Raw genomic sequence first — 24,242 nt, forward strand, 5'->3', positions numbered from 1 at the left:
ATTAGTCGGCTCGATCCTGATCAGTCGGCGGATCCCGTCGCGAACGGGTTCTCCTCGCCCTCGGCGAGCACGCCCACGAAGGGATCGCCCTCACCCGCGAACACGTACGCCCCGCCCTCGATCCGCTCGATCAGACCGAGCGTCCACTCCTTGCCCGCGTCGGCCGAGTGCACCCAGAGGTGCATGATCTCGCCGATGTGCCCGAGCTGCCCCGGGCCGCCCTCCGGGGTGTAGTACTCAGTGACCGCGTCCCGCCACTCGTCGAGCGCCCGCACCCGTCGCCGCAGCAGCTCCGCCGCCTCCTCCCGGGGAAGGTCCACGATGAAGCCGATGCCGGCCGACAGGACGTCCATCTTCTGGTCGTACGTGGTCAGGGCCTCGCGGAGCAGCGCGAAGTACTCCTCCGTGCCCCGCTCCGTCAGCTCGTACTCGACGCGCGGCGGCCCGCCGACCGCGCTCGGCGCGATCTCGTGGGCGTGCAGCATCCCCTGCTTCGCCATCTGCTTGAGCGCGTGATAGATCGAGCCGGGCTTGGCGTTGGACCATTCGTGCGCGCCCCAGAACTCGAGGTCGTTGCGCACCTGGTAGCCGTGGGCGCGGCCGTGCATCTTCACCGCGCCCAGGACGAGCAGCCGGATCGCCGACATCCCACGTACCTCCCTAGTCAATTTTGACCAGGGTACGCGGGGTGTCAGCCCCGGCCCTGCTCCTGCGCGATCAGATCGAAGGAGCCCTTGCCGTCCAGGGACTCGCGGATGACGTCCGCGTGCCCGGCGTGCCGCCCGGCCTCCTGGACGAGGTGGAGCAGCATCCAGCGGACCGACACGCGGCCGTCCTTCGGGAACCAGGGCGCCTCCGGCAGCGGGAAGGTGTCGTCCAGGCTCGGCACCGCGCGCGCGAAGTCCTCGGTCTCCTTGGCCACGCCCGCCCAGAACTCCACGATCTCCTGGATCGTCTCGTCCCCGACGAGCCGGAAGCCCTCGCCCCACGTCTCCTGGGTGCGCTGCTTCTCGTTCGGCCGCTGCTGCGCGAGGCGGAGCCAGTTCAGCTCCACCTCGGCGACGTGCTTGAGCAGGCCGGACAGGCTCAGCTCGCTGACGCTGGGGCGGCTCGCCGCCTGCTCCTCGGTGAGGCCGAGGAGCGAGCGGCGGATCGCGGCGCGCTGGGCCTCGATGAAGTTGAGGAGCGCGCCGCGCTCGTCGCCGTGGGCCTCGGTGGGAACGAGAGCGACCATGAGGGATCCGCCTTCCGTAGCGTGACGTGAATCGTGTGGACCTTCTCGACACCGACCACGCTACGGACCCTTGCGGACAAGTTCTGTCCTAGAAGGGGAAACGACTCCGGCCGTGCTGGATGGAGATCCACTTCTGGGTGGTGAAGGCGTCCACCATCGCGTCGCCGTTGAGCCGCCCGATGCCCGAGTGCTTCTCGCCGCCGAAGGGCACGATCGGCTCGTCGTGCACGGTGCCGTCGTTGATGTGGATCATGCCGGTGTGGATGCGCTGGGCGACCCGTACGCCCCGCTCGACGTCTCCGGTGTGGACGGCGCCGCTCAGCCCGTACGGGGTGTCGTTGGCGATCCGTACGGCCTCCTCCTCGCCGTCGAAGGGGACGATGAGCGCGACCGGGCCGAAGATCTCCTGGCTCAGCACGGGCGAGTCGGCCGGGATGCCGCTCAGGACGGACGGGGAGACGACGTTCCCGTCGACCGAGCCGTGCAGCAGTGCCGTCGCGCCGGCCGCGACCGCCTGGTCGACGACCGAGGAGACGGCCTCCGCCTGCTGGGAGTTGATCAGCGGGCCGATGTGGGTGGCGGGGTCGGCGGGGTCGCCGACCCGCAGCGTCTTCACCTTCGCCACGAACTTCTCGGTGAACTCCGCCTCCAGGCGGCGGTCCACCAGGATGCGGTTGGCGGCCATGCAGACCTGGCCCTGGTGTACGAAGCGGCTGAAGACGGCCGCGTCCACCGCGTAGTCGACGTCGGCGTCGTCGAGGACGATCAGGGCGCTGTTGCCGCCGAGTTCGAGGACGGCGTGCTTGAAGTTCTGCGCGCAGACCGTGGCGACGTGGCGGCCGACCTTGTCGGAGCCGGTGAAGGAGATGACCTTCGGGACGGGGTGGGTGATGAGCGCGTCGCCGATCTCGGCGATGTCGGTGACGACGACGTTCAGCAGGCCGGCCGGGAGGCCGGCCTCCTCCAGGACCTTGGCGACGAGCGTGCCGCCGCAGATCGGGGTGTTCTGGTGGGGCTTGAGGACGACCGCGTTGCCGAGGGCGAGCGCGGGCGCCACCGACTTGATCGAGAGGAGGAAAGGGAAGTTGAAGGGGGAGATGACGCCGACGACACCGACCGGAAGGCGGTAGACGCGGTTCTCCTTGCCGTCGACCGGCGAGGGCAGGATGCGGCCCTCGGGTCGCAGCGCCAGCTGGACCGCCTCGCGCAGGAACTCCTTGGCGAGGTGCAGCTCGAAGGCGGCCTTGAGACGGGTGCCGCCGAGCTCGGCGACGATCGTCTCGGCGATCTCCGCCTCGCGGTCCTCCACGATCCGCAGCGCGCGCTCGAAGACGAGCCGGCGGGTGTACGGGTTGGTCGCGGCCCACTCGGCCTGCGCGCGCTCGGCGGCCCGGTAGGCGCGGTCGACCTCGTCGACGGTCGCGATGGTGATCGACGCGAGCTTCTCCCCGGTGTACGGGTTGAAGTCGATGATGTCCCACGAGCCGCTGCCCGGCTTCCACTCGCCGTCGATGTACTGGTGGGCCAGGTCGGTGAAGTGCGACATGGTGGAGACCCCTCTACCCGCTACCCGCGATCAGACTGATGTGGCGTCATCGTACTGATGTGTCAGGAGAGTTGGAGGAGCCCCCGGAGAAGGTCCCGGCTTTCGGCCGGATCCGGACTGTCCTTCTGGAGGCGCTCCATCACGCGCTGGTACTGGGCGACCTCCTCGCGCTTGTCGACGTAGAGGGCACTGGTGAGCTGCTCCAGGTAGACGATGTCGGAGAGGTCGGATTCGGGGAAGCTCAGCATCGTGAAGGCGCCGCTCTCGCCGGCGTGACCGCCGAAGCTGAAGGGCATGACCTGGAGCGTGACTCCGGGGTGCTCGGAGATCTCGATGAGATGCCTCAACTGTCCCTGCATGACGGAGCGGTCGCCGTAGGGACGGCGTAGCGCGGCCTCGTCGAGGACGGCGTGGAACTGCGGGGCCCGCTCGGAGACGAGGACCTTCTGGCGCTCCAGGCGCAGGGCGACGCGGCGGTCGATCTCGGCGCGCGGGGCCTCGGGCATGCCCCGGGTGACGACGGCCTGGGCGTACGCCTCGGTCTGCAACAGGCCGTGGACGAACTGGACTTCGTAGACGCGGATGAGGGAGGCAGCGCCTTCGAGGCCGATGTAGGTGGGGAACCAGCCGGGCAGGACGTCGCCGAAGCTGTGCCACCAGCCGGTGACGTTGGCCTCGCGGGCGAGCCCGAGGAGCGCGCCGCGCTCGGTCTCGTCGCCGACTCCGTAGAGCGTGAGCAGGTCCTCGATGTCCCTGGCCTTGAAGCTCACCCGTCCCAACTCCATACGGCTGATCTTGGATTCGGACGCACGGATCGAGTAACCGGCAGCCTCGCGGGTGATTCCGCGTGACTCGCGCAACCTCCTCAGCTGGGAGCCCAGCAGGATGCGCCGGACCACGCTTCCGCTCGCTCCGCCAGATTCGCCTGCGGTCACGGCTCTCAGCCTCCCCTTTACGGTGTCGAGCCCCCGTCGAGCCCCGGATTCTGCCACCAAACGCTTCAGCGCGTACACATTCGATTACGGAAAGAGGGCGACTTCCGGGCACCTGCTCGACGGAACGGGGCGCACCGGGGGGCGCATCCAGGGTGGGGAGACGCGGATTCCCCCGTCAACCCGCAGAAGATATGCGCAGATTCACCACAGGGACGGACAGGTCCGGCGCGTGCACGTGCATCTGCCCTTGCATCCAGTGGTCGCATTCGGAACCATGGACCCCGCGCAGCCGCGTACTCGTTCGTGTTGTCGCACCACTGTCGCGATTCCCGGGAGTGCCTCGCATGGGGACGAATGGATCGACCGTGCTCGAGCCGTTACGGCAGGGCCTTCCGCCGATCGATCCCGGCGCCGTCTCCACCTCCGCCTCCTGTGCCCTGCCCGCCCGGTTCGAAGCGGTGCGCGGAGCCAGGAAGTTCACCAGCGCGACGCTCGGCCGTTGGGACATGAACGACCGCTTCGACGATGTGGCCCTGGTCGTCTCCGAGCTCGTCACCAACGCGCTGCGGCACGCGGTGCCCGCCGACGCGCCCCAGGAAGACGGCCAGAACCCGCCCGTGAGGCTGCACCTCATGCGCTGGGCCTCGCGCCTCGTGTGCGCCGTGCGCGACCCGAGCGGGGCGAGCCCGGAGGCACGCGGCGGCGAGGAGGACTTCGCCGCCGAGTCGGGGCGCGGACTCTTCCTGGTGGAGGCGTTCAGCGACAGCTGGGGCTGGCACCCGCTCGCCGGGACGCTCCAGGGCAAGGTCGTGTGGGCGCTGTTCCGGGTCGGCCCGGAGCAGTAGGCGGTACGCGTACACAGGCATGGACGAAGGGCCCCGGCGGTCGCCGCCGGGGCCCTTCGTCCGTGTCCGTCGTGACACCGGGCTCACACCAGGTGGTCGAACTCCCCGTCCTTGACGCCGAGCAGGAGCGCTTCTATCTCCGCCGGCGTGTAGACGAGCGCGGGACCGTCGGGGTGGCGCGAATTGCGTACGGCAACGTTTCCCCCCGGAAGTTTCGCGAACTCCACGCAGGATCCCTGGGAGTTGCTGTGCCTGCTCTTCTGCCACACGACGCCTCGCAGCTCCGTGGCCGCCATGCCGTTGTACGCGTGATGCGCATGATGCACTGGTAGCTCCCCGAATTGCTTGGTGCAGGTGTCAACTTCCTCGGATCATAGCTGTGTTCATATGCCGCTGCATGAGCAGATGCACGTGCACGCGGGGTGGCGTAGCGGCTACGCGACGGAGCGTGCTACCGACGGGTACGGCAGAAGGGTCATCTCGCGGGCGTTCCGCACGGCCCTCGCGATTGCCGCCGCTGCCGCGCGCTCACCCGGGTCACCCTACGGCTCCTGATCTCCCCCCGGTCGGAGACGAACGCCCGCAGCAGGTCCGTGTCCTCGCAGTCGACAGAGAGGACGTCATCGCGGCCCAAGGGGTTGGGTCGCGTGCGCACCGGCTTGCGCGGAGGGCTACGGGGGCTAGGGTCTGTCGTTTGGATCAGGCCGGATCAGGGAGCGGCGTCTGGTGCCGTGCATCGCAAGGCGGAGGAGGGAGTCGACGCGGTGGGGGTACCTCCCGTGCCCGAAGGGCTACGGGGGACGTCGGCGAGTGACGACAACGCGGCGAGGCGCGGTGCCAGGCGCCGCGAGCCCGGCATGATCCAAACGACAGGCCCTAGGTCGTGGTGAAGCGCCACGCTGCCGGGGGCGTCGGCCGGGAGCCGGTCCACGGCGGCGCGGCCCTCGTCGGAGTGGAGTCCTCCGACGAGGGCCGCGCGAGAGCATCAGCGGGCCTCGCGCCGTCCGTACCGCTTCTCGAAGCGCTCGACGCGGCCGGCGGTGTCGAGCACGCGCGCGGTGCCGGTGTAGAAGGGGTGGCTCGCCGAGGAGATCTCGACGTCGACGACGGGGTAGGTGCGCCCGTCCTCCCATTCCACTGTCTTGTCGCTGGTGAGGGTGGAGCGGGTGAGGAAGGAGAGGCCGCCGGCCTTGTCGCGGAAGACGACGGGCTCGTACGGGGGGTGGATGCCGGGCTTCATCGGGCTCAGCGCTCCTCTCGGAAGTCGACGTGACGGCGGACGACCGGGTCGAACTTGCGCAGGGTGAGGCGGTCGGGGTCGTTGCGGCGGTTCTTGCGGGTGACGTAGGTGAATCCGGTGCCGGCGGTGGACCGGAGTTTGACGACGGGGCGGAGTTCGTTGCGGGCCATGGTGTGTAGAGTAAATGAAAATGGTTCCCATTTCCACTTTCTTGAAGAGCACTACGGAGAGGTAGGTCACCTTTGTCCGCCCACTGCCAGCTGACCGGCGCGCGGCCCGGATTCGGCAACCGGATCTCGCACTCCCACCGGCGCACCTCGCGCCGCTTCGACCCCAACATCCAGCGCAAGCGGTACTGGCTCGCCGGCGAGGGCCGGTACGTCCGGCTCACGCTCAGCGCCCGCGCGATCAAGACCGTCGACGCCATCGGCGTGGAGGCCGCCGTGGCCCGCATCCGGGCGCGCGGGGTGACGGTCTGATGGCCAAGCGCAGCAAGATCGCACGCAACGAGCGGCGGAAGTCGGTCGTGGCGCGGTACGCCGAGCGGCGGGCCGAGCTGAAGGAGATCGTCCGCCACCCCTCCACCCCCGCCGCGGACCGTGCGGCGGCGGTACGGGAGCTCGGCCGCCGGCCCCGGGACGCGAGCGCGACCCGGGTGCGGAACCGGGACGCGGTGGACGGCAGGCCCCGGGGCCACCTGCGGAAGTTCGGGCTGTCCCGGGTCCGGATGAGGGAGCAGGCGCACGCGGGCTTCCTGCCGGGGGTGCGGAAGGCGTCGTGGTGACGGCGCGCCCGGCGGTCAGCCCGGGAGGTTCGTGAGGAGTCTGCCCGCGCGGTCGTACATCGCCACGGACGCCTCCGCGCCCGTCGGCCCGGTGTGCGCGTACCAGACGCCCCAGCCGGGCCGGGCCGGCAGTTCGAGCAGGGTCGCGGCGATCCGGGTGCCCCCGGAGCCCGTGAGCTCGACCCTGCCCACCGCGCGGGTCCCGTAGTAGAGGCCCGAGTGGAAGGCGCCCGCCGCGGACGACTCCGTCTGGTGGCTCACGCCGGGCACGGCCGTGTCGACGTTGCCGTCGGTCACGCTGCGGGTGTTCTCGTACCCGTCCGGGCCCGTCCAGTGCTTGCCCTCGGCCGTCAGCCAGACCTTCCAGCCCTTCCCGGCGTCGACGCGCTCGCCGGAGGTCACGACCCGGACCGGCGTCGGCGTCCGCGCCGCCGTCCGCGTGGGCGTGGGCCGGGACGTGGGTGGCGGGACCCGAGGGGTGACCGTGGCCGGTGAAGCGGCCACCTGGGCCGGGGCCGGCGGGGACGGCCTCGTGTACGTCACGCCGACGACCGCCGCCACGCCCGTCGCCGCGGCGACGACCGACAGCGCCGAGAAGGTCGCCGTACGGCGGCTCCGGCGCGACCGGCCCGCGCGCCGGACGGCCTCCAGCGGCACCGGGCTCGGGGTGACGCCGAAGGCCTCTCGCGCGAACGCCTCGCGGATCCAGTCGACTTCGCCGTCGGTGGCGCTGTCGGTGGCGCTGTCGGCGTTGGCGTTGGTGTTGGTGTTGGTGTTGGTGTTGGCTGTGGCTTTGGCGTCGCTCTCATGGCCGGCGGCGGGTCCGGTGTCCCGATCGGGTACGGATTCGGGGGTGCTCATCGGCGGGCTCCGGGCGGGGCGGGGGCGTACGGGACGGGGGCGGCGGCGAGCCGGGGGTGGGTGCGCAGCGCGGCCAGGCCGCGCCTCGCGTGCGTCTTGACCGTGCCGAGCGAGCAGTTGAGCACACTCGCGATCTCCTGCTCGGTCAGGTCCTCCCAGTAGCGGAGCACCATCACCGCGCGCTGGCGGGCGGTCAGGTCGGCTAACGCCTCCTGGAGCGCGGTGCGCTGTTCGACGGCCTCGGCGTGTCCCGCGTACGTGTGCCGGAGCGACTCGGGGAGCACCGGTGTGAGGAGCAGGGCGACCCGCCTGCGGCGGATGCGGCTGAGGTTGTTGTTGACGAGGGCCCGGCGCACGTAGAGGTCGATCTCGCTCCGGGGGACGCGCCGCCACCGTCCGTACACCTTGGCCAGTGTCGTCTGGACCAGGTCCTCCGCCTCGTGGAAGTCGCCGGTCAGCAGCTGGGCCGTGCGTACCAGCCGGGGCCAGGCGGCGACGGCGAAGTCGGCGAAGCCGTCGTCCCCGTCGAAGCCGTCGTCCTCGGCGGCGGGCTCGTGCTGCGGCACGGTGTCGGACCTCGCGATCGTTCGGTGGAGGAGAGGGGCGGGGCCAGCCCCGTGCCGGGCCCCGCCACATTCATGGGTGGCGCCGGGTGGATCCGGCCGGTCAGAAGTCCCAGGCCGGAAGGTCGGCGAGGAGCTTGCCGGCCCGGTCGTACAGCGCGACGGCCGGGCTGCCCTGGGTCGGTCCGGTGTGGACGTACCAGACGCCCCAGTCGGAGCGGCCGGGCAGGGCGACGAGGGTGGCGACGGTCTTGCGGCCGTCCGCGTCGGTCAGTTCGACGCGGCCCGCGTCACGGGTCCCGTAGTAGAGGCCGGAGCGGAAGACGCCGTTCTCGCCGCCCTCGCTCTGGTGGCTCACACCCGGCCGGCTCCGGTCGATGTTGCCGTCGACCACGCTGCGGAAGTTCTCGTAACCGTCCGGGCCCGACCAGTACTTGCCCTGCCTCGTCAGCCACACGGTCCAGCCCTGCCCGGCGTCGACGCGCTCACCGGGGCGGACGGTACGGATGGGGGTGGAGGTCGTGGTGGTGGGGGTGGGGGCGGGGGTCGTGAGGGTCGTGAGGGTCTTCACCGCCGTGGTGGCGGTCTCGGCGGTCACGGTCTCGGTCACGGCGGTCGCCGACGCCGGTGCGGCGACGGTGGCCGCGGCCACCATGGCGACGACGGCCGACAGGTACTTCTTCATCCGGTGGCTCCTGGATCGTCTCGGTCGCTCGCCCGCGACCGTCCTCTGGGGTCCTCACTCCTTCCAACTCCGTTCGGGCCTCCGGCGGATGACACGATCCCGGAATTCGTTCTAGCGCGCCGGAGTGGCGGGCGCCAGCGCCTCCGTGAGCTCGTCCAGGGCGTCGAGGAGCAGCCGTGCGCCCTTGTCGAGGAGGAAGTGGTCCGGCGGGTCGGCCGACCAGGCGGCGACGGTCTCCCTGAGGTCGTCCCAGTGCGGCTCCCTGCGTTCCCGTACGTCCTTCGCGCCCCGCTCCGCCGACCGGCGCAGGGCCTCCGCGAGGGTCGCGGCGGCGGCCAGCGGCGCCGCGCCGCGGTCCGGGAGGTGCGCCTCCAGGAGCATCGCCGCCCGGCCGAACTCCGCCAGGGCCTGCCCGGCCTCCTCCGCCGTGGTGTGCGAGAGCCCCCGGTGGCGTACCGGCTCGTGGGTCGCCCGGGCGACCGCATCCTGCCAGGCCACTCGGGCGGCGCGGGCGGCGAGGAGCGCCTCGCGGACGTCGGGGCAGGACTGGCCGGCGGGTTCGGCGTACCGGGCGGCGACGGCGGCGGCGTACCGGCCCGACGCCGTCAGCCAGTCCGCGAGCCGGCCGCGCAGCCGAGGCGTCTCCCAGGCCGGGTAGACGGCGTAGGAGAGCATGGCGAGCAGCCCGCCGAGAAGGGTCAGCAGCACGCGCTCGCGGACCGTCTGGGTGAGGCCGGCGCCGTCCATGCCGAGCAGGAAGACGACGTACGCGGCGACGCAGACCTGGGCGACCGCGTACCCCGTGCGCATCAACAGGTACATGCCGAAGGCGCACAGCACCGCGAGCGCGGCGGACAGGTAGAGGCCCGGGTGGGCCGTGCGGACGACCGCCGTCGCGAGCGCCACGCCGACGAGCGTGCCGCCGAAGCGGGCCACGGAGCGGGCGTACGTCTGCGTGAAGTCCGGCCGCATCACCATGACGGAGGCCATCGGCGCCCAGTAGCCGTGGCCGAAGGGGAGCGCGGCGCCGAGGAGGTAGCCGGCGGCCGTGACCACCGAGACGCGGACGGCGTGGCGCAGGATCGGGGAGTCGGGGCGCAGCTCGGCACGCATCTTCGCGAGGACGACCGGCGCGAGCCGGACCATGGTCGGGCGGGTGCGCGCGGCGCCCTCCGCGGGCGTCGTCTCGGTGCGGGGTTCCGCCGTCTCGACGACGTCGCCGAGCAGGGCGGCGAGGCGGAGGGCGGCGCGGCGGGGAGGGCCGGAGAGGATCGCGCCCGTGTCGGGGGTACGGAGGGCGGCGAGGGCGGCCGGGGGGAGGGCGACCGGCTCGCCGTGCCGGATCGCGTGCGCGGCGGCGTCGAGGAGGGCGCCGGCGGCGGCCAGCAGTTCCCGTACGCGGTCCCGCTGCGGCCCCTCCTCGGGCACGCCGACTGCGGGGTCCGCGAGCGAGGCGAGGACCGGTCGGATCCGCTCGGCGAGGCCGCGCGCGCCGTGCAGCTCCGCGGGGCGGCTGCGGGCCTGGCGGGGGGTCACGGCGGCGGCGCTGCGGGCCGTCATGAGCGGTACGGGGTCGAAGGGGGCGACCGGGTCGTGGCGGAGGCGGCGGGCGTAGTCCGCCTCGGCGGCGAGCGCGTCGGCGAGGGCGTCGCGCTGGGCGCCCCAGCGGCGGACGGGGAGGAGGACGACGAGGGCGGCCTGGACGACCCCGCCGGCGAAGATCATGGCGGCGTGGCCGGCGGCGGTGGCGACGGAGGTGGGGAGGGTGACCGTCACGAGCATCATCGCCACGTTGGAGGAGGCGATGATGCCGGCGGTGGGGCCGGCGGCCCAGGCGAGCCCCGACAGGAACGTCCAGAGGAGGAGCAGGCCGAGGAAGAGGACCGGGTGCGCGCCGGCGCCGGTGACATAGCCGAGGAACGTCGACACGGCGAGGCTGGCGCCGGAGGCGAGGGCGAGGGTGGGGCGGGGGCGCCAGGAACGCTGGAAGGTGGCGATGGCCGCCTGGAAGGCGCCGAAGGCGGAGGAGACGGCGACGGCGGGGCCGAAGAGTGCGAGCGAGATCCCGACGACGAGGGCGAGTCCGAGGGCGCCGCGGGCGGCGATGGCGGGTTCGAGCCGCGGCCGCTCGACGGTGAGCCCCGAGCGGGCGGTCTCCTTCAGGGCCCGGAGCCAACTCATGGCCCTGAGCGTATCCGCGAAACCGCACGAACCAGGCATTTCCCCCCTGCCCCGCCCCTTCCCGAAACCCTGCCGGGGGCGGGTGGGGGGGACGGGCCATGGCGGAGGGCCCGGGGGCGTGGCACGGCGGAGGCGGGGCCCCGGGACGCGGGCCGGGGCAAGGCGGGGGGCCGGGTGGCGGTGGCGGAGCAAGGCGGGGGGGGCGGGTGGCAGGGACGGGGCCCTGGGGCACGGGTCAGGGACCGGCGGGTCGGCGACCGGCGGGCCTACGGGCGGGGGCCCGCGTCGGGGACCGGTGGGTCTACGGGAGGGGGCGGCGGTTGGGGTGGAGGCCTGCTTGGTCGGCCGCCGTGGCGCCGTGGGTCCAGCCCTCCTCGTCCCAGGCCGCTCGGACCCTGGTCGTCCGGGTCTCCGGGAAGAGTTCGTCCGTGCGGTTCGTGACCGCGAGGTCGCGGGACGCGAGGGCCGGGAGGAGCGTCGGGGCCTCGGCTGCGACCCGGCGGGACGTCGCCGACAGCCGGCTGCCCAGGCGGTTGGCGTAGGCGAGGAGGAAGGACTGGCGGAACGACTTCGTACGCTTGCGGCCGCCCGCCCGCTGCTCCGCCTCCGCCCGGGTCATCGCCGCCGTTCCCTGCACGAGCAGCGACGTGTACAGCAGCTCCACCGGATCGAGGTCCGCCTCGAAGCCGACCACCGTCGAGAAGCCGTACGCCTCGTTCCACACCGCCCGGCAGTGGTTCGCCGTCGCCACCGCGTCCAGCAGGATCGCCTTCGCCTGTTCGTACGGCGGCTCGACCCCGATCCGGATCGCGCCCGGCGTCTCCGGCGACGGCGCGCCCGCCGCGAGCGTCGCCTCGTCCAGGCTGTGCCGCGCCATCAGCTCCTGGGCCTTGGCCGTGAGCGCCTCCGCCTCCTCCGGGTACCCCGTCGCCTCCGCCTTCGCGAGCAGCGCCCGGATCCGGGTGAGCATGCGGGGCTCCCCGGCCGTGGCCGGCGGCAGCGTCCCGCCCGGGACCGGGCCGACCGCGTCGAGCCTCGGCAGCCGGACCAGGATCCGGTACAGCTCCAGGACGGTCGTCGCGTACGAGAAGCGGTCCGTCGGGCGGACCGTGAAGTCGGCCAGTTCGTCCAGCTGTGCCTGCCAGCGGTGGGGCAGTCGCTCGTAGGCGGCCGTCTCCGTCCTGATCAGGGCCGCGAGGAGGCGGACGTGGTCGTCGGAGAGTTCGCGGCGGACCGTGCGGGCCAGGTCCGCCGGCTGCCAGCCCCGCCCCCACAGCGTCCGTACGAACTCCTCGCCGCGCCGGGTCAGTTCCGCGTCGGCCGCCCGGTCGGCGGCGGCGAGGAGCGAGGCCGCCGTGTCGAGCGAGGCGTCGTCGCTCGCGTACAGCGCCTCGAAGGCCTTGTCGATGATGGTGGTGCCGCTCACGCCGTCCTCGTGTCCCATTCCTCGCGCGACCGGGCGATCACCGCACGGTGGTCGAGCGACCAGTCGACCAGCTGCTTGATCAGGTGGGTCATGCTGTGACCGGTCGCGGTCAGCGCGTACTCCACCTGCGGCGGGGTCGTCGGGTGGACGGTACGCGAGACGAGACCGTCGCGCTCCAGACGGCGCAGCGTCAGGGTCAGCATCCGCTGCGATATCCCCGGGACCAGCCGCTGGAGCTCGCGGAACCGCCGCGGGCCCGGCACGAGTTCGACGACCACGTGCACCGTCCACTTGTCGCCGAGACGGTCCTGCACGTCCCGTACCCCGCACTCCTCCGCACAGCTCACCACCGGTCCGGCGACCGGCCCTGTGGTTACCTCCGTGTGCCCTTCGGACATCAAAGTGCCTCCTTCCGCGATCTTCGCCGTCCCCCCACGATGGTCTCAGCGGTCTCAGCCGTCACCACCCCAGGGGGAAACCATGCTGCTCGTCACCGGCGTCTCCGGCGCCCTCGGCTCTCTCGTCGCCGCCCGCCTCGCCGGCCGCGACGACGTCGTCCTCGGCACCCGGGCGGGACTGCCCGGCACCCGCCGCGTCGACTTCGACGCGCCCGGGACCCTGCCGGAGGCCTTCGCCGGGGTCGACACCCTGCTCCTGGTCTCCGCCGGATACGGGGAGGACGACACGGTCGTCGCCCGCCACGAGGCCGCGATCTCCGCCGCCGAGCGGGCCGGCGTCCGGCACGTCGTCTACACGAGCCTCTCCGGCGACGGCGACCACCTGACGTACGCGCTCGCCCACCGCTGGACCGAGCGGCGGCTCCGGCGGTCCGCCACGCTCGACTGGACGATCCTCCGCAACGGCCTCTACGCGGAGTTCCTCACCTGGATCGCCGCCCCGGACGCCGAGAACCGCATCACCGGGCCCCTCGGCGAGGGCCGGCTCGCCGCCGTCGCCCGCGCGGACCTCGCCGACGTCGCCGTCGCCGTCGCCACGGACCCCGCCGCCCACCGCGACCGCGTCTACGAGCTCGTCGGCGAGCGCCCCCTCGGCGGCGCCGACCTCGCGGAGGCCCTGGGAGCCACGTACGCCCCGGGCACGCTCGCCGACGCCCGCGCCGCCGTCGCCGCCTCCGGGGCCGTGCCCTTCCAGGTGCCGATGCTGGCGAGCACGTACTCGGCGATCGCGCACGGCTTCCTGGACGGGACGGGCGTCGAGAGCGACCTGCGCGCGCTGCTCGGCGGGCGCGAACCCCTCGACGCGCTGGACGTGTTCGTGAAGGCCGTACGGGAACGGTAGGCCTGGCCCTACCCCCCGGACGCCCGGCAGTGGTCGTGATCGGCAGGGGCGGAAACGGTTCGCTTGAGCCATGACGAAGACCACGACCACCACCGCCGCCGCCGTACGGCTCCGGGGGCTCACCCGCCACCACCGTGACGTCCGCGCCCTCGACGGCGTCGACCTCGACTTCGCCGCCGGGACCTTCACCGCCGTCATGGGCCCCTCGGGATCCGGCAAGTCCACGCTGCTCCAGTGCGCGGCCGGGCTCGACCGGCCCACGTCCGGGAGCGTCGAGGTCGGCGGCACCGCCCTGGAGGGGCTGAGCGAGCGGCGTCTGACCCTGCTGCGGCGGGACCGGATCGGCTTCGTCTTCCAGTCCTTCAACCTGCTGCCCAGCCTGACGGCCGCGCAGAACGTGGCCCTGCCGCTCCGCCTCGCCGGCCGCCGGCCCTCCCGTACGGAGGTGCGGGAAGCCCTCGCGCGCGTCGGGCTCGCCGGGCGGGAACGGCACCGGCCCGGGGAACTCTCCGGCGGGCAGCAGCAACGGGTCGCGATCGCCCGGGCGTTGATCACCGCGCCCGCCGTCCTCTTCGGGGACGAGCCGACGGGCGCGCTGGACTCGACGACGAGCCGCGAGGTCCTGGCCATGCTGCGCCGGCTCGTCGACGAGGACGGCCAGACGATCGTCATGGTCACCCACGACCCGGTGGCGGCGGCACGCGCGGACCGGGTGGTCTTCCTGGTCGACGGACGCCTCGCGGGCGAACTGGCGGCGCCGACGGTGGAGTCGGTCGCGGCCCGGATGGCGGGGCTTGAGGCCTCCGAGGTAACCGGGGCCACGGGGACTTCCGGGGCCACCAGGGCCTCCGGGGCTTCCGGGGCTTCCGGGGCTTCCGGGGCCACCCGGGCCACCGAGGCTTCCGGGGTCACCAGGGCCTCCGGGGCCACCGAGGCTTCCGGGACCTCCCAGGCCACCAGGGCCTCCCTGGCCCGTTCCGGCGACCCCGTGAGGAGTCCGGCATGCTGATCGTCGTCCTCTCCGGGCTGCGCGCCCGCTGGGCCTCCTTCCTCGGTGGTTTCCTCGCCCTCGCCCTCGGCGTCGGGCTGCTCGCCACCATGGGCCTCGGCCTCTCCGCCACCTTTCACGCGCCCGAGCGTTCTCCCCAGCGGTTCGCCTCCTCGCCCGTCGTCGTCCAGGGCCAGGACCGGCTGACGCTCGACGTGCGGCGCGGTCCGGACACCGTCTCCGTAGCGCAGCGGCTCGACCGTCCACAGCCTGTGGACAAAGAACTGCTGCGCGAGCTCCGCACCCGCTGGACGCTCACCACCTCCGGCGGTCCCGACGCCGTCGGCGTCGACGCCCCCGCCGCCGAGGTCCGGGCCCTGGTCGGCGACCGCGCCCGGGTCCTCACGGGCGACGAACGGCGCGACGCCGATCCCGACCCCGAGCGGGACGCCCAGGCCCTCGTCGGCCTCAACGCCCTCCTCGGCACCACCGGCGGCGTCACCGCCTTCGTCTCCGTCTTCGTCGTCGCCTCCACGTTCGCCTTCGCCGTCGCCCTGCGGCGACGCGAGTTCGGCCTGCTCCGGACCGCCGGAGCCACCCCCGGGCAGGTCCGCCGCATGCTCCTCGCCGAGGCGACGGCGCTCGGCGTGCTCGCCTCCGCCACCGGGTGCGCGCTCGGCGCCCTCGGCGCGCCCCTGCTCGCCCGGACGCTCGTCGACGGCGGCCTGGCGCCCGAGTGGTTCGCGGTCGGCGACGCGACCTGGCCCTTCCACCTCGCCTTCTGGACGGGCCTGACCGTCGCCCTCGCCGGGGCCGTCGCCGCGTCCCGCCGGGCCGGGAAGGTCGGCCCGACGGCCGCGCTCCGCGAGGCGGACGTCGACGCCGACGTCCTACCCCTCGGCCGGGCCCTGCTCGGCACGGGGCTGCTGCTCACGGGGCTCGGGCTGCTCGTCTGGACGTGCGTCACCGAACCGTCGGAGCTGCTCAAGCGGAAGACGTACACGACCCTCCCGATGCTCCTGATCGGCGGCGTCGCCCTGCTCTCCCCGCTCCTGGTCCGGCCCGTGGCACGCCTGCTGCGGCTGCGCGGGGCCGTGGGGACGCTCGTACGGGAGAACAGCGCCGCCTCCGTACGCCGTACCGCCGCCGTCGCCGCGCCCGTGCTCGTGACCGTGGCGCTCGCCGGGACGCTCTTCGGGTCGGCGGCGAGCGTCACACGGACGCGGGGCGTCGAGGCGCGGGAGCAGACGACCGCTCAGTACGTGGTGAGCGGCGAGGAGTTGAGGGCGGTGACCAGAGCTCCGGACGGGGCCGTCGTCTCCCCCACCGCGTCGACCTCCCTCTTCGTACGGGACGGGGCCGAGGCCGTCGTCAAGTACGGGGCGCGGGCGGTCGCCGACCCGGCGGCCTTCGCGGAGCTCGCGCGGCTGCCCCTGGTCGCGGGGGACCTGAGGGACCTCGACGACCGGTCGATCGTCGTCAACGAGGAGTTCGAGCGGCACCGGGTCGGCGAGACCGTCGGGATCTGGCGCGCGGACGGGAGCGGTCCCGTAGGGCTCCGGGTCGTGGCCGTCCTCGCGCGCGGGACCGGCGACAACGGACCGTACGTGACCCGGGCGAACGCGCCCGGCGCCGCCCTCGACCGGATCGAGGCACGCGGTGGCGGCGCGGCCACCGTGCGGGCCCTGGAGGCGAGCGGCGGGACCGTCAGGACCGCCGACGCGTGGGCCGCCGCCGACCATCCGCCGAGCAGTCCGCAGACCCGGCTCGGCATGATCCTGGTCCTCGGCATCGCCCTCGTCTACACGGTGATCGGCCTCGCCAACACGCTCCTCATGGCGACCTCCGTACGCGGCGGGGAACTGGCCTCCCTCCGGCTGGCCGGCGCCACCCGGGCCCAGATCCTGCGCGTGGTCACGGGCGAGGCCGCGCTCGCCACCGCGATCGGGGCGCTGCTCGGCCTCGCGGTGACGGCGGCCGTCCTCGGCACCCTGGGCGCGGGCCTGGCGGCCCTCTCGGCCCCGGTGGCGCTGGTCCTCCCCTGGGCCACGGTCGGCGCCGCGGCGGCGGTCTGCGCGGCGGTCGCGGTCGCCGCGTCGGCCCTCCCCGCGTGGCGCCTCACGCGCTGAGCGGCGATGGTGGGACACGGGGCGGTGACAAGGGTCGGAGCCGGGTCACCGCCCCTCCATCCGCGCGCGGGGACGGGAAAGGCCGGCTCCACGCGCGCGTGGAGCCCTGCCCCTCGCGCGGACGGCTACGAAGCGGAGTCCGCCGGCTTCGCCGCGCGCCACTCCGGCGCGAGGACCGACCAGACCTCCTCGTCGTGCACCTCGCCCCGGTAGGCGTAGCTCTCGCGCAGGACACCGTCGCGCGTCATGCCAAGGCGCCGGGCCACGGCGATGCTCGGCTCGTTGCCGGAGGAGACCACCCACTCCACGCGGCGGATGCCCCGCACCTCGATCGCCCAGTCGATGAGCGCCCGCGCGGCCCGGGTCACCAGGCCCTTGCCGACCCCGGCCGGTTCCAGCCAGCAGCCCGCCTCGGCCCTGCCGCTCGCGGTGTTCAGCGTCCGGAGGATGACCGCGCCGACGAGCGTCCCTTCCGCCGACCAGATGCCGCAGATCCGGCCCGTGTCGGCCGCCACCTTCTCCGCGTACAGCCGGAGGAAGGCCCGGCTCGACTCCAGGTCGGTCACGACGTCGGGCAGGCCGTTGCGGGCGCCGATGAACTCCCGCCCCCGGTCCATGTGCGCCAGGAACTCCTCGGCCTGCCACGGTTCGAGCGGGCGCAGCTCCGCGCCGTCGTCCCCCAGGGGTATCGCGTACATCATCGTCGTCGTCGCCTTCCGCGGTCGGATCCGGGCCTCACAGCGGAGGGATCCTCTCACCGTCCGCCGACGGCCTCCACCGACATTCGGGCCGGGCGGCGCCCTACGGGACCAGCACCAACTTGCCCCGTACGTGGCCCGATTCGCTCAGCTCCTGGGCGCGGGCCGCCTCCTTCAGGGGGAGCGTGTCGGCGAGCCGGACCGCGAGGGTGCCCTCCACCGCCTGCCGGGCCTGGGCCGTGAGCGCGGCGCGGACGACGTCCGGGGCGCCCGTGACGCCCGAGAAGGCGATCCCGTACTCCGCCGCGTCCGTCGCCGCGATCGTCGCGATCCGCTCCTTCCGCGCCGTGCCCTCCCCGCCCAGGAGCTCGATCGCGACCGGCAGCACGCCGTGCCCCGCCGCGTCGAAGACCGCGTCGACGCCGCCCGGCGCGGCGGCCCGCACCCGCTCGGCCAGGCCCTCCCCGTACGCCACCGGAATCGCGCCGAGCTCCCGCAGGTACGCGTGGTTGGACTCCGAGGCGCTGCCGACGACCGTGATGCCGGCCGCGACGGCGAGCTGGACGGCCACCGAGCCGACGACGCCCGCCGCCCCGTGCAGGAAGAGCGTCTCGCCCTCCCGCACGCCGATCAGGTCCAGGACCCGCTGGGCCGTCTCCCCCGCCACCGGCAGGCTCGCGGCGGCCTCCCAGGAGAGCTCGGCGGGCTTGGGCGCGACGATGCCGGCGATGGCGTACGCGGCGTAGGCGCCGGTCTTCGTCCAGCCGAGGACCTCGTCGCCGACGGCGAGATCGGTGACGCCCTCGCCGAGCGCGTCGACGGTGCCGGCGAACTCCAGGCCGGGGACGGCGGGGAAGGTCGTCGGGTAGAACTCCTCGACCCAGCCGTAACGCCGCTTCCAGTCCAACGGGTTGACGCCCACCGCCGCCACCCTGACCCGGACCTCGCCGGGGCCGGGCTGCGGCACGGCGACGCCGGTCGCGTGGCGCAGCACCTCGGGGCCGCCGAACTCCTCGTAGACGATCGCTTCCATCTCAGCCTCCAGCGCTGCCCGTTCGGGTGTCTCTCGTTCCTCGACGTGCTCCAGCCTGCGCCCCGCCCCCTCCGCTCCCCGCCCTCCGAACGGCCAGTCCCACCTGTCCGAAAGACCGGCCGGGATCACCTCTCGCCCCCGTACGCTGAACCGCATGGACGCGCTCACCCTGACCTCCGCGTACGAGATCCTCCGGCAGCCGCTCGGCGGGATCCTCCCCCAGGTCTCCGCCGCCCTCGCGCCGCTGATCCCGCACGTGGACGCCGCCGAACTCTCCACCCACTGCGCCCACTCCCCCTTCAAGTCCCTCGGCGGTACGGAACTGCTGACCGCCGCCGAACTGACGCCGCTGCTCCTGGCGGGCGTCCCCGGGAGCCCCTGGCAGGGCGTCGCGACGATCGGCGGCCGGGCGCGCGAGGTCGTCGCCGTGAAGAGCGACGCGACCCGGCGCGGAGCGGTCCTCGTGCTCGTACGGGAGGACGGCGCCGCCCCGGCGGGCGCGGCCGAGCTGACCGTGGCGCAGGCTCTGTGGAACCTGGTGACCAGCCACTTCGACCGGTTCGCGACGGAGGCCATGCCGGGGGCCCTGGCCCGTTCGCGCGCGGCGGCCGACACCCGGGCCCGGGTCATCGCGGAGCTGTCGACGGCGCACGCTGCCGCGCTCTCCGGGGTCCTCGGGGTGCTGCGCAGCCGGGCCCTCGACGACACGACGGCCCGGACGACCGCGACCGACCTGGCCGCGACGGCGCTGATCGAGATGCGGGCCGAGCAGCGACGGGACCGCGCGCTCGCCGAGGAGCCCGCGCGGGACGCCTTCGAGCGGCTCGCCGGCGAGCTGCGGCCGATGCTGCGGCACAGCGCGGTCCGGCTCGACCTGGGTGCGCCGGACTCCGACCGCTCGCTCGCGGCGGACGTCGCGCACAGCGCGCGGGCGATCGTCCGGGCGCTGCTCCTGATCGTCCTGGAGCAGGACTCGGTGCGCCGGGTCCACGTCGGCTGGCAGCTGACCGAGCACGAGCTGAGGGCCTCGGTGCGGGACGACGGGGCGGGCGCCCTGGCCCCGTGCGACCTGGGGGCGGGCAGCATCCGGGACCGGCTCGACGTGCTCGGCGGACGGCTCGACATGGACGCGGTGCCGGGCTGGGGCACGACGATCACGGCGGTCGTCCCGCTGGCGACCCCGGAGGCGCCGGTCGAGGCGGCGCACCCGCTGACCGGGCTCGGCGAGCGGGAGGTGGAGGTGCTGCGGCACCTGGCGCTCGGGCACCGGAACCGGCGGATCGCGGAGGAGCTGCACATCAGCGAGTCGACGGTGAAGTTCCACGTCGCGAACATCCTGAACAAGCTGGGCGTCGACTCGCGCGGCGAGGCCGCCGCGCTCTTCCACGCGGCGGCGTAGCCCTTCCGGGTCCGGCCCGCCTCCCGGGCGCTGTCAGTGGCGGGTGCCAGACTCGCACCCATGAGCGAGAGGTGGGCGCTGGCCGCCGAAGCCGAGGGGGACGGGGCGCTGCTCGTGCCCCTCGGCCAGGACGGGCTGCCCACCGGGGAGGTGCGGCGCGAGCCGGACCTGGTGGCCGCCGTGCGCGCCCGCCCCGAGGTGGCCCGCTGGGTGTGGCGGTCGACGGCCGAGGTGTATCCCCGGCTGCTCGCCGCCGGGGTACGGGTCGAGCGGTGCTACGACGTGGAGGACGCCGAGCAGCTCCTCCTCGGGCACGAGGGACGGCTCGGGGAGCCCCGCTCGGCGGCGGCGGCCTGGGCGCGCCTGCGGAACGCCCCCGTACCGCCCGATCCGCCGCAGCGCGCCGCCGAGCCGGGTTCGCAGGACTCGCTCTTCGAGCCGCGGCCCGTCGCCTCCGTGCCCTTCGAGGGGCTCCTCGCGGTCTACGCGGAGCAGCTCGCCCGGCACGACCGGGCCGAGCACCCGGGCAGGATGCGGCTGCTCACGGCCGCCGAGTCGGCGGGGATGCTGGTCGCCGCCGAGATGCACCGGGCGGGGCTGCCGTGGCGGGCGGACGTGCACCGGGACCTGCTGCACGAGCTGCTCGGCGAGCGGTACGCGGGCGGGGGCGAGCCGCGCCGCCTCGCCGAGCTCGCGGACGAGGTGTCCGCGGCCTTCGGGCGGCGGGTCCGGCCGGACCTGCCCGCCGACGTGGTGAAGGCGTTCCAGCAGGCCGGCATCCGGCTGAAGTCCACCCGCCGCTGGGAGCTGGAGGAGGTCGACCACCCGGCGGTGGAGCCGCTCATCGCGTACAAGAAGCTGTACCGGATCTGGACGGCGCACGGCTGGTCGTGGCTGGCCGACTGGGTCAGGGACGGCCGCTTCCGGCCCGAGTACCTGCCGGGCGGCACGGTCAGCGGACGCTGGACGACCAACGGCGGCGGGGCGCTCCAGATCCCGAAGGTGATCCGGCGGGCGGTGGTCGCCGACGAGGGCTGGCGCCTCGTGGTCGCGGACGCCGACCAGATGGAGCCGCGCGTCCTCGCCGCGATCTCCCGGGACCCGGGCCTGATGGAGGTCGCGGGCCACCCCGACGACCTGTACACGCGCCTGTCGGACCGGGCCTTCTCCGGCGACCGCGACCACGCCAAGATCGCGCTGCTCGGCGCGATCTACGGGCAGACCAGCGGCGACGGCCTGAAGAACCTGGCGGCGCTGCGGCGCCGCTTCCCGCTGGCCGTGGCCTATGTCGACGACGCGGCGAAGGCCGGCGAGGACGGCCGGCTCGTGCGGACCTGGCTCGGCAGGACCAGCCCGCGGGCGGTCGGCGCGGGCGACGACGACGAGGCCGGGCTGCCCCAGGAGAGCGGCGAACCGGCGGCGGCGGAGGACGGGTTCGTCCCGGGATACGCCTCGGGGAACGCCCGGGCGCGCGGCCGCTTCACCCGTAACTTCGTCGTGCAGGGAAGCGCCGCCGACTGGGCGCTGCTGATGCTGGCGTCGCTGCGGCGCGCCCTCGGGGGGATGCGGGCGGAGCTGGTCTTCTTCCAGCACGACGAGGTGATCGTGCACTGCCCCGCGGAGGAGGCGGAGGCGGTGACGGCCGCGATCAGGGCGGCCGGGGACGAGGCGGGACGGATCGCGTTCGGAGAGACGCCGGTGCGGTTCCCGTTCACGACGGCGACGGTCGAGCGGTACGCGGACGCCAAGTAGACGTGCGGGGAGGGGTGGTGGGCCGAGCCCGCCACCCCTCCCCTGCTCCCCCGTCGACTCAGGAGTTACTTCATGGGGAGCTTCTGCCACTTCGGGCTCAGTGCGATGGCCTTCAGCTGCTCTATCGACAGCGCGGGCTCGGCGCGTGTGGCGGGCTCGTGCTGCGCACCGGTGTTGAAGCCGGAGACGACGACCCGGAAGCCCGTGTGCGTGATGGTGTCGGCGGTCCACATGACGACACCGGAGCCGCCCTTCTCGCCGGGCTGCTGGGTGAGCTTGACCTTGCGGCCGTCGGGCAGGACGGTGACGTCCCCGCTGCCGAAGATGGAGTCGGCCGCGCCCTTCATGTTCGGCTGGACGTTGATCTGGACGAAGCTCTTGCCGTTGCCGTCGTCGACGACCAGGAAGCCGTACTCGCCCTCGCCGCCCTTGTCCGTGACCTTCAGCCCCTTGGGAAGCAGGGAGCGCAGGGTGGCCTGGACGGCTTCGCCGCGGGGCTCGGCGGGCCGCTGGGCCTCACCCGGGGAGACCTCCACCTGCTCGCGCGTGGGCAGCTGTCGGAGCAGCGGGCGCCAGTCCTCGGACGTGACGAGGGCCTTCAGCTGGGCGGCGGTGAAGGGCGGGTTCTCACGGCTGATCGCAGCGCCCTTCTGGGCGGCGGCGTTGTACTCGCTCGCGTCGACCAGGAAGCCGTCCTTGGTGAGCAGGACCGCCCGCCAGTTCTTGGTCTCCTCGCGCCTGTCGGGGTACTCGTACCCCTGGATGACCATCAGCCGGTCGCCGCCCGGCAGCCGGTCGGTGGTGCACGTGTCGAAGTCGACGTGGACCTTGCTCGGGCACTCGACCTGCCCCGCGCCGGCCTCGCCGTCGCCGCCGGACCGGTAGAGGCCGACGGAGACGGCGGCCTTGCCGTTGCCGTCGTCGTAGATCCCGAGGGCCGCGTGGCCCGCGCCGTCCAGGTTGTCGAACTGCCAGTTCCCCGCAGGGGTGTTGGCCTGGATCACGGCCGCGATGTCCTTGACCGGGATCTGCGCCTGGCGCCGCTTCTCCGCCTGGCTCGGCTCCGTGGGCAAGGCGGTATCGCTGGTCGGCTTGGGAGCCGCGGCCACGCCGGCGGCCGTCGCCTTGCCGCCGGGGCCGAGGAGCGACCCGCCGTACACGCCGCCGATGCCGACGGCGGCGAGCGCGAGGGCGCCGCCGGTCACCGCGAGGCGGCGGCGCACCAGGCGGCGCCGGCCGCGGGTGAGTCCGCCCGCGACGAGCTCACGCCGGCCGTCGACGGAGAAGCCTTCGCCGGTGCTGCGCAGGATCGCGCCGAGCTCTTCCTCGAAGCCCTCGTGCGGGGAACCTTCGTTCTGAGGCATGCCGAAACCACCGTTTCCGGTTCGTGGATGTGAAGTCTGATGGAGGGGAGAGGGTCTACGGGTCTACGGGTCTGCGCGTCAGCGGGTCAGCGGGTCAGCGGGCGGCGAACTCGGCGATGTTGCCGCCGAGCCGTTCGCGCAGCTTGGCCAGCGCCCGTACGGAGCGGGTGCGGACAGCCGCCGAGCTGACGTGCAGGGCGTCGGCGGTCTCCTCGATGCTGCGGTCCTCCCAGTACCGCAGCACCACGACCGCCCGGTCCTTGGGCGCCAGTCCGGCCAGCGCGTCGAGCAGCGCGATCCGGAGTGCCGGGTCCTCGCCGTTCTCGGGTGCGCGGTCGGGCAGCTCGCCGAGGGGCCGCTCGGTGGCGGAGCGACGCCGCTGGTGGCTGAGGAACGTGCGGACGAGCACGGTCTGGGCGTACGCGGCGGGGTTGCCGATCCGCGCCATCCGGCCCCACAGGGCGTACATCCGACCGAGCGTCTCCTGCGTGAGATCCTCGGCGAGGTGGGTGTCACCGCTGGTCAGCAGGCATGCGGAACGGAACAGGTGCCCCGTGCGTGCGGAGGCGAACTCCAGGAACTCGTCCGCGCGGGACTTTCTCATGCCCCTCCTTTCCCTCGCGGTCACATGGTGTGGTCGCCGTACACCTCATTGACGCGACGGGGATGCGGAAATGTTTCAGGGATCTCCGGAAAAATCGTCGGGGAAATCGCCGAGGTGGGTCCACCCGACGGGTCGAGGAAGCGGAATCGGGTAATCCTGAGGTATGAACACTCTCAGCGCAGCAGAGGTCCTGGCCGCTGGAGTCTGGCAGTCGGGTCTCGGACAGGTCCTCGGCGGGCTCGTCCTCGTCGCGATACTCATCGGCGCCTTCTGGTTCGGCTACCGGATCCGCCGCCGCGAGTCCGCGACGCCCACACCGGAGGAGCAGCCACACCGGCCGGACACCGACCGGCTGCCCGGCGAGATGTCCGAGTACCGCAGGCCCGCGGAGATGCCGCAGACCGACGGCGCACACCGCCTCATGCCCTACCAGCTCAAGGACTCCGGTACGTCGGGCACCGAGACCTCGCCGGACCCGCCGAGCGAGGAGAAGCGCAAGTGGGGCGGGATCTCCAGCGGCGGCTTCGGCAGTGGGGGCACCGGCCACGGCGACTGACGCCGGGCGCACCCCGGTCGCGTCGGGGCGTCCCTCAGGGCGCCCCGACGACGGCCGCACCCTGCACCCGCTCCCGGCCCCGACCCCGCTCCCGGCCCCCGCTCACGGCCCCGCTTCCGC

25 protein-coding genes and 2 pseudogenes are annotated in these 24,242 nt (G+C 73.6%); 9 read left to right on the plus strand and 18 right to left on the minus strand.

From position 1 onward, the window contains the following. Positions 1-20: 20 nt before the first annotated feature. From ACFWWU_RS00370 to ACFWWU_RS00385, 4 genes are all read right to left on the minus strand, one after another. Positions 21-647, minus strand: a complete 627-nt coding sequence (locus ACFWWU_RS00370) for a PadR family transcriptional regulator (RefSeq protein WP_384137327.1) — start codon at positions 645-647, stop codon at positions 21-23. 44 nt (positions 648-691) lie between these two features. Then, entirely contained in the window at positions 692-1,234 is a 543-nt protein-coding gene (locus tag ACFWWU_RS00375) for a DinB family protein (protein ID WP_384137328.1), read from the minus strand. An 88-nt stretch (positions 1,235-1,322) separates the two neighbouring features. Next, a complete protein-coding gene (locus tag ACFWWU_RS00380; protein ID WP_384137329.1) occupies positions 1,323-2,780 on the minus strand; it encodes an aldehyde dehydrogenase family protein in 1,458 nt (485 codons plus the stop codon). Positions 2,781-2,842: 62 nt separating this feature from the next. Beyond that, positions 2,843-3,715, minus strand: a complete 873-nt coding sequence (locus ACFWWU_RS00385; RefSeq protein WP_384137331.1) for a helix-turn-helix domain-containing protein — start codon at positions 3,713-3,715, stop codon at positions 2,843-2,845. Positions 3,716-4,059: 344 nt separating this feature from the next. Between ACFWWU_RS00385 and ACFWWU_RS00390 the strand changes: the two genes are divergently transcribed. Further along, positions 4,060-4,560: an ATP-binding protein gene (locus ACFWWU_RS00390; RefSeq protein ID WP_384137333.1), complete on the plus strand. Its 501-nt coding sequence runs from the start codon at positions 4,060-4,062 to the stop codon at positions 4,558-4,560. Positions 4,561-4,643: 83 nt separating this feature from the next. Here the strand turns inward: ACFWWU_RS00390 and ACFWWU_RS00395 are convergent, their stop codons facing one another. The 4 genes and pseudogenes from ACFWWU_RS00395 to rpmG all read right to left on the minus strand — a co-directional run bounded on the left by ACFWWU_RS00395 (position 4,644) and on the right by rpmG (position 5,970). Next, positions 4,644-4,856 carry a DUF397 domain-containing protein gene (locus tag ACFWWU_RS00395; RefSeq protein WP_030219358.1) on the minus strand — a complete coding sequence of 71 codons (213 nt, stop codon included), beginning with the start codon at positions 4,854-4,856 and terminating at the stop codon, positions 4,644-4,646. A gap of 138 nt (positions 4,857-4,994) precedes the next feature. Next, positions 4,995-5,260 (minus strand): annotated as a pseudogene (gene rpsR / locus ACFWWU_RS00400) (30S ribosomal protein S18). 285 nt (positions 5,261-5,545) lie between these two features. After that, a complete protein-coding gene (locus ACFWWU_RS00405; protein ID WP_384137335.1) occupies positions 5,546-5,800 on the minus strand; it encodes a type B 50S ribosomal protein L31 in 255 nt (84 codons plus the stop codon). A 5-nt stretch (positions 5,801-5,805) separates the two neighbouring features. Further along, a complete protein-coding gene (rpmG, locus tag ACFWWU_RS00410; protein WP_384137337.1) occupies positions 5,806-5,970 on the minus strand; it encodes a 50S ribosomal protein L33 in 165 nt (54 codons plus the stop codon). A 72-nt stretch (positions 5,971-6,042) separates the two neighbouring features. On the opposite strand from rpmG, the gene rpmB reads away from it, so the two are divergent. Next, a complete protein-coding gene (rpmB, locus tag ACFWWU_RS00415; RefSeq protein WP_329622681.1) occupies positions 6,043-6,279 on the plus strand; it encodes a 50S ribosomal protein L28 in 237 nt (78 codons plus the stop codon). Then, positions 6,279-6,584 carry a 30S ribosomal protein S14 gene (gene rpsN / locus ACFWWU_RS00420; protein WP_384137339.1) on the plus strand — a complete coding sequence of 102 codons (306 nt, stop codon included), beginning with the start codon at positions 6,279-6,281 and terminating at the stop codon, positions 6,582-6,584. Before rpmB ends, rpsN begins: the two co-directional genes overlap by 1 nt. 15 nt (positions 6,585-6,599) lie before the next feature. On the opposite strand, the gene ACFWWU_RS00425 is transcribed toward rpsN, so the two are convergent. From ACFWWU_RS00425 to ACFWWU_RS00450, 6 genes are all read right to left on the minus strand, one after another. Further along, positions 6,600-7,445, minus strand: a complete 846-nt coding sequence (locus ACFWWU_RS00425) for a hypothetical protein (protein WP_384137340.1) — start codon at positions 7,443-7,445, stop codon at positions 6,600-6,602. Next, positions 7,442-8,011 carry a SigE family RNA polymerase sigma factor gene (locus ACFWWU_RS00430; protein WP_384137342.1) on the minus strand — a complete coding sequence of 190 codons (570 nt, stop codon included), beginning with the start codon at positions 8,009-8,011 and terminating at the stop codon, positions 7,442-7,444. The genes ACFWWU_RS00425 and ACFWWU_RS00430 overlap by 4 nt, the downstream gene beginning before the upstream one ends. Positions 8,012-8,111: 100 nt before the next feature. Beyond that, entirely contained in the window at positions 8,112-8,693 is a 582-nt protein-coding gene (locus ACFWWU_RS00435; RefSeq protein WP_384137344.1) for a hypothetical protein, read from the minus strand. A gap of 111 nt (positions 8,694-8,804) precedes the next feature. Continuing rightward, on the minus strand, positions 8,805-10,874 hold the full coding sequence (locus ACFWWU_RS00440; protein WP_384137346.1) for an FUSC family protein: 2,070 nt from the start codon (positions 10,872-10,874) through the stop codon (positions 8,805-8,807). A gap of 301 nt (positions 10,875-11,175) precedes the next feature. Further along, positions 11,176-12,318 carry a DUF2786 domain-containing protein gene (locus ACFWWU_RS00445; RefSeq protein ID WP_384137348.1) on the minus strand — a complete coding sequence of 381 codons (1,143 nt, stop codon included), beginning with the start codon at positions 12,316-12,318 and terminating at the stop codon, positions 11,176-11,178. Beyond that, a complete protein-coding gene (locus ACFWWU_RS00450; RefSeq protein WP_384137350.1) occupies positions 12,297-12,698 on the minus strand; it encodes a winged helix-turn-helix transcriptional regulator in 402 nt (133 codons plus the stop codon). The genes ACFWWU_RS00445 and ACFWWU_RS00450 overlap by 22 nt, the downstream gene beginning before the upstream one ends. A gap of 82 nt (positions 12,699-12,780) precedes the next feature. Here ACFWWU_RS00450 and ACFWWU_RS00455 point away from each other — a divergent pair, with 82 nt between their 5' ends. The 3 genes and pseudogenes from ACFWWU_RS00455 to ACFWWU_RS00465 all read left to right on the plus strand — a co-directional run bounded on the left by ACFWWU_RS00455 (position 12,781) and on the right by ACFWWU_RS00465 (position 16,716). Then, complete coding sequence (locus ACFWWU_RS00455) at positions 12,781-13,599, plus strand: NAD(P)H-binding protein (protein WP_384137352.1); 819 nt, start codon at positions 12,781-12,783, stop codon at positions 13,597-13,599. 70 nt (positions 13,600-13,669) lie between these two features. After that, a pseudogene (locus ACFWWU_RS00460) lies at positions 13,670-14,401 on the plus strand (ABC transporter ATP-binding protein); the annotation flags it as partial. A gap of 200 nt (positions 14,402-14,601) precedes the next feature. Continuing rightward, positions 14,602-16,716, plus strand: coding sequence for an FtsX-like permease family protein (locus tag ACFWWU_RS00465; RefSeq protein WP_384137353.1), 2,115 nt, complete (start codon positions 14,602-14,604; stop codon positions 16,714-16,716). 125 nt (positions 16,717-16,841) lie between these two features. Here the strand turns inward: ACFWWU_RS00465 and ACFWWU_RS00470 are convergent, their stop codons facing one another. Both ACFWWU_RS00470 and ACFWWU_RS00475 read right to left on the minus strand, forming a co-directional pair. After that, positions 16,842-17,414 (minus strand): GNAT family N-acetyltransferase, encoded by a 573-nt coding sequence (locus tag ACFWWU_RS00470; RefSeq protein ID WP_384138368.1) that lies wholly within the window; start codon positions 17,412-17,414, stop codon positions 16,842-16,844. A 103-nt stretch (positions 17,415-17,517) separates the two neighbouring features. After that, the gene (locus tag ACFWWU_RS00475) at positions 17,518-18,447 is read right to left on the minus strand and encodes an NADP-dependent oxidoreductase (RefSeq protein WP_384137355.1); all 930 of its coding nucleotides are present in this window, start codon (positions 18,445-18,447) and stop codon (positions 17,518-17,520) included. Between the two features lie 154 nt (positions 18,448-18,601). On the opposite strand from ACFWWU_RS00475, the gene ACFWWU_RS00480 reads away from it, so the two are divergent. Together ACFWWU_RS00480 and ACFWWU_RS00485 are read left to right on the plus strand one after the other, a co-directional pair. Next, positions 18,602-19,846, plus strand: coding sequence for a LuxR C-terminal-related transcriptional regulator (locus ACFWWU_RS00480; RefSeq protein ID WP_384137357.1), 1,245 nt, complete (start codon positions 18,602-18,604; stop codon positions 19,844-19,846). A 60-nt stretch (positions 19,847-19,906) separates the two neighbouring features. Then, positions 19,907-21,598, plus strand: coding sequence for a bifunctional 3'-5' exonuclease/DNA polymerase (locus tag ACFWWU_RS00485; protein ID WP_384137359.1), 1,692 nt, complete (start codon positions 19,907-19,909; stop codon positions 21,596-21,598). Between the two features lie 65 nt (positions 21,599-21,663). Here the strand turns inward: ACFWWU_RS00485 and ACFWWU_RS00490 are convergent, their stop codons facing one another. Both ACFWWU_RS00490 and ACFWWU_RS00495 read right to left on the minus strand, forming a co-directional pair. Continuing rightward, positions 21,664-22,962 (minus strand): hypothetical protein, encoded by a 1,299-nt coding sequence (locus ACFWWU_RS00490; protein ID WP_384137361.1) that lies wholly within the window; start codon positions 22,960-22,962, stop codon positions 21,664-21,666. A gap of 94 nt (positions 22,963-23,056) precedes the next feature. Further along, positions 23,057-23,566, minus strand: a complete 510-nt coding sequence (locus ACFWWU_RS00495; RefSeq protein ID WP_384137363.1) for a SigE family RNA polymerase sigma factor — start codon at positions 23,564-23,566, stop codon at positions 23,057-23,059. A 163-nt stretch (positions 23,567-23,729) separates the two neighbouring features. Here ACFWWU_RS00495 and ACFWWU_RS00500 point away from each other — a divergent pair, with 163 nt between their 5' ends. Next, positions 23,730-24,122 (plus strand): DUF6479 family protein, encoded by a 393-nt coding sequence (locus tag ACFWWU_RS00500; protein WP_384137365.1) that lies wholly within the window; start codon positions 23,730-23,732, stop codon positions 24,120-24,122. Positions 24,123-24,242 lie beyond the last annotated feature (120 nt).

This window comes from Streptomyces sp. NPDC058650 (assembly GCF_042717315.1).
Lineage (GTDB): Bacteria > Actinomycetota > Actinomycetes > Streptomycetales > Streptomycetaceae > Streptomyces.

Excerpts from the sequence above, each read along its gene's own strand:
- ACFWWU_RS00405 (WP_384137335.1), bottom strand. The coding sequence starts at position 5,800 with ATGAAGCCCGGCATCCACCCCCCGTACGAGCCCGTCGTCTTCCGCGAC.
- ACFWWU_RS00475 (WP_384137355.1), bottom strand. The coding sequence starts at position 18,447 with ATGGAAGCGATCGTCTACGAGGAGTTCGGCGGCCCCGAGGTGCTGCGC.
- ACFWWU_RS00380 (WP_384137329.1), bottom strand. The coding sequence starts at position 2,780 with ATGTCGCACTTCACCGACCTGGCCCACCAGTACATCGACGGCGAGTGG.
- ACFWWU_RS00450 (WP_384137350.1), bottom strand. The coding sequence starts at position 12,698 with ATGTCCGAAGGGCACACGGAGGTAACCACAGGGCCGGTCGCCGGACCG.
- ACFWWU_RS00500 (WP_384137365.1), top strand. The coding sequence starts at position 23,730 with ATGAACACTCTCAGCGCAGCAGAGGTCCTGGCCGCTGGAGTCTGGCAG.
- ACFWWU_RS00485 (WP_384137359.1), top strand. The coding sequence starts at position 19,907 with ATGAGCGAGAGGTGGGCGCTGGCCGCCGAAGCCGAGGGGGACGGGGCG.
- rpsN (WP_384137339.1), top strand. The coding sequence starts at position 6,279 with ATGGCCAAGCGCAGCAAGATCGCACGCAACGAGCGGCGGAAGTCGGTC.
- ACFWWU_RS00370 (WP_384137327.1), bottom strand. The coding sequence starts at position 647 with ATGTCGGCGATCCGGCTGCTCGTCCTGGGCGCGGTGAAGATGCACGGC.
- ACFWWU_RS00495 (WP_384137363.1), bottom strand. The coding sequence starts at position 23,566 with ATGAGAAAGTCCCGCGCGGACGAGTTCCTGGAGTTCGCCTCCGCACGC.
- ACFWWU_RS00390 (WP_384137333.1), top strand. The coding sequence starts at position 4,060 with ATGGGGACGAATGGATCGACCGTGCTCGAGCCGTTACGGCAGGGCCTT.
- ACFWWU_RS00490 (WP_384137361.1), bottom strand. The coding sequence starts at position 22,962 with ATGCCTCAGAACGAAGGTTCCCCGCACGAGGGCTTCGAGGAAGAGCTC.
- ACFWWU_RS00435 (WP_384137344.1), bottom strand. The coding sequence starts at position 8,693 with ATGAAGAAGTACCTGTCGGCCGTCGTCGCCATGGTGGCCGCGGCCACC.
- ACFWWU_RS00445 (WP_384137348.1), bottom strand. The coding sequence starts at position 12,318 with ATGGGACACGAGGACGGCGTGAGCGGCACCACCATCATCGACAAGGCC.
- rpmG (WP_384137337.1), bottom strand. The coding sequence starts at position 5,970 with ATGGCCCGCAACGAACTCCGCCCCGTCGTCAAACTCCGGTCCACCGCC.
- ACFWWU_RS00375 (WP_384137328.1), bottom strand. The coding sequence starts at position 1,234 with ATGGTCGCTCTCGTTCCCACCGAGGCCCACGGCGACGAGCGCGGCGCG.
- ACFWWU_RS00480 (WP_384137357.1), top strand. The coding sequence starts at position 18,602 with ATGGACGCGCTCACCCTGACCTCCGCGTACGAGATCCTCCGGCAGCCG.
- ACFWWU_RS00455 (WP_384137352.1), top strand. The coding sequence starts at position 12,781 with ATGCTGCTCGTCACCGGCGTCTCCGGCGCCCTCGGCTCTCTCGTCGCC.
- ACFWWU_RS00470 (WP_384138368.1), bottom strand. The coding sequence starts at position 17,414 with ATGTACGCGATACCCCTGGGGGACGACGGCGCGGAGCTGCGCCCGCTC.
- ACFWWU_RS00425 (WP_384137340.1), bottom strand. The coding sequence starts at position 7,445 with ATGAGCACCCCCGAATCCGTACCCGATCGGGACACCGGACCCGCCGCC.
- ACFWWU_RS00395 (WP_030219358.1), bottom strand. The coding sequence starts at position 4,856 with ATGGCGGCCACGGAGCTGCGAGGCGTCGTGTGGCAGAAGAGCAGGCAC.
- ACFWWU_RS00465 (WP_384137353.1), top strand. The coding sequence starts at position 14,602 with ATGCTGATCGTCGTCCTCTCCGGGCTGCGCGCCCGCTGGGCCTCCTTC.
- ACFWWU_RS00440 (WP_384137346.1), bottom strand. The coding sequence starts at position 10,874 with ATGAGTTGGCTCCGGGCCCTGAAGGAGACCGCCCGCTCGGGGCTCACC.